The sequence below is a fragment of the Evansella tamaricis genome (genome assembly GCF_019042215.1).
GTDB lineage: Bacteria > Bacillota > Bacilli > Bacillales > Salisediminibacteriaceae > Evansella > Evansella tamaricis.
This window is the reverse complement of record NZ_JAHQCS010000132.1, coordinates 1-2,441: the sequence shown is the minus strand read 5'-3', so window position 1 is coordinate 2,441 and position 2,441 is coordinate 1. Positions and strand designations below refer to the sequence as shown.

Sequence of the window (2,441 nt, the reverse complement as noted above, 5' to 3'; positions counted from 1 at the left end):
TGTCTAGCTCCAGCGCCTACGGGCTCGGATCACTTCAGGACTTTTCGGAAGCCAAAAAGCGGCTTCTGTCAAAGTCCTTCCAGTGACTTTCGCCCATGACCAAGGCGCTTGCGCTTTTCTTATTAGATTAAAAAGAATTTTTATTTAATTTAAATCTATGTTGACGAAGTAAATGGGACATGCTATGATATTCATTGTCTCTGATAAAATTTGTTTATTTGGCGGTGTAGCTCAGCTGGCTAGAGCGTACGGTTCATACCCGTGAGGTCGGGGGTTCGATCCCCTCCGCCGCTACCAATTACTACGGACCCTTAGCTCAGTTGGTTAGAGCTGACGGCTCATAACCGTCCGGTCGTAGGTTCGAGTCCTACAGGGTCCACCATGTTTTTACACTTATTTGTTTAGTACGGAGGAGTACCCAAGTCCGGCTGAAGGGATCGGTCTTGAAAACCGACAGGCGGGTTAAACCGCGCGGGGGTTCGAATCCCTCCTCCTCCGCCATACATATTAGAACAAGACGATCTGTTATTTTATAGATCGTTTTTTTTGTGTTCTGTTTCTTCCTATTATATAGTCAATATAAACATCTTGAGGGGGCTATGATAATGAAAGTAACAATAACCGACAATGCTTGGAATAATCTTATCCAACATAGTAGCACAATCGTAGATAATTACGTCTATATAAATTATGACTTCGAAGGGTGTGGCTGTGTCGTGAGTGGGGTGAACCAGCTCATGGAAAAGGATTCTTTTGACGCAGGGGATGCACTGGCGGAAATGCAAGGTGGGAATGGAAAAGTGTCTTATGCGAAACAATATGATTGGGTCTATGATGAGGAAGTTACCATTGATTTCAGTGAAAGTTCTAACACTTTTCAGTTGAAAAGTCCGAACCAAATGCTGACCCCAAGAATGAAATTTATTCCCATGAACAGAGGGAAATGAATGGAGAATAAGGACAAATATTTTGGAGAAAACTAGAGTCGATTTTTTAAAAAGAAAATCAGAGTGTATCATTTGAATTGTAAGGGTATATCTGGTAATGTAAAATTAAGCTGGATAACCACATATAAACAGTGTTATCTTGGATGAATTTGTGCTCACTCGCAGCGCAATGAATCATATATCTACATATTATTAAGGAGGAGATAGGTATGGCGTTTACACTACCAGAACTACCATACGCACACAATGCTTTAGAGCCACACATTGATGAAAAGACAATGCAAATCCATCATGGGAAACATCACAACACATATGTGACAAAGCTAAATGATGCAGTTTCAGGAACAGAGTTTGAAGGTAAAAGCTTAGAGGAGTTATTAAGCAATCTTGAAGCACTTCCTGAAAGCATTCGAGGAGCTGTGAGAAACAACGGTGGAGGGCACTTCAACCATACATTATTTTGGCAAGTAATGTCTCCTAATGGAGGCGGAGCTCCAACTGGAGAGCTGGCTGATGCCATCACTGACGCATTCGGATCTTTTGATGCATTCAAAGAAGAATTCAAAAATGCTGCATTAACTCGCTTTGGTTCCGGCTGGTCTTGGCTTGTAGTGGACGGTGGAAAGTTAGCAGTTACTAGTACTCCAAACCAGGATACTCCACTTATGGAAGGGAAAACTGCTATCCTAGGTGTTGACGTTTGGGAGCACGCTTACTACTTAAAGTATCAAAACTTACGTCCTGACTATGTTGATGCATTCTTTAATGTTGTAAACTGGGATGAAGTATCTAAGCGATTTGCAGAAGCAAAATAAAATCAATGTTTATCAAAACTGACTGCCTGATGGCGGTCAGTTTTTTTTAGTACTCTCTTGACTATAGTCTGGTTTGAAATAGTAGTCCTTACTTTCTAGCTCCAGTAACGTGCGTTTACCCCACCAGTATACTTCCAGTTGCCTCAACGGACAGGACGTCCTAATATCGGTCATGCCACAGGACGTGGCGTTCTGACCGATGAACGGACAGGACGTCCTAATATCGGTCATGCCACAGGACGTGGCGCTTTGCCCGATGAACGGACAGGACGTCCTAATATCGGTCATGCCACAGGACGTGGCGCTTTGCCCGATGGACGGATATACAACGGAGCGTAGCTAGTAGAGGAAGAGGCACTGCCCTACGCTCGTGATCCTAGGCGCTTGTGCTTTTCTTTGTCTAGCTCCAGCGCCTACTCGCTGCGGGGCACTTCGGAAGTGACAACCGAAGTCAAAGAGCGGACTTCTGTTGTCATTCCTCCACTGCCCTACGCTCGTGTTCATAGGCGCTTGCGTTTTTCTTATTGTCTAGCTCCAGCGCCTACTCGCAAGGGAACTGAAAAAGTGGTGCTTTTCCACTTTTTCAGTCCCTAAGCAATGAGCGTAGCCGTCGCAATCTTTAAAAAGCTTGATAGGAGTGGTTTTCTCCTATCAGGCGAGCGACGAGCGCAGCCATTGC

The 2,441-nt window shown here is 44.2% G+C and carries 3 protein-coding genes and 3 tRNA genes; all 6 read left to right on the top strand.

Going from position 1 to position 2,441, the window contains the following annotated elements:
• Positions 1 to 220 precede the first annotated feature (220 nt).
• The 6 genes from KS419_RS16545 (at position 221) to KS419_RS16520 (ending at position 2,101) form a co-directional block, all read left to right on the top strand.
• A tRNA-Met gene (locus KS419_RS16545) sits at positions 221 to 297 on the top strand.
• A gap of 8 nt (positions 298 to 305) precedes the next feature.
• Positions 306 to 382 (top strand) — tRNA-Ile (locus KS419_RS16540).
• Between the two features lie 26 nt (positions 383 to 408).
• Positions 409 to 501: transfer RNA gene (locus KS419_RS16535), tRNA-Ser, on the top strand.
• A 104-nt stretch (positions 502 to 605) separates the two neighbouring features.
• Positions 606 to 947: an iron-sulfur cluster biosynthesis family protein gene (locus KS419_RS16530; protein WP_217067500.1), complete on the top strand. Its 342-nt coding sequence runs from the start codon at positions 606 to 608 to the stop codon at positions 945 to 947.
• A 209-nt stretch (positions 948 to 1,156) separates the two neighbouring features.
• Positions 1,157 to 1,762, top strand: a complete 606-nt coding sequence (locus KS419_RS16525) for a superoxide dismutase (protein ID WP_217067499.1) — start codon at positions 1,157 to 1,159, stop codon at positions 1,760 to 1,762.
• A 138-nt stretch (positions 1,763 to 1,900) separates the two neighbouring features.
• Positions 1,901 to 2,101, top strand: coding sequence for a hypothetical protein (locus tag KS419_RS16520; protein WP_217067498.1), 201 nt, complete (start codon positions 1,901 to 1,903; stop codon positions 2,099 to 2,101).
• Positions 2,102 to 2,441: the final 340 nt, after the last annotated feature.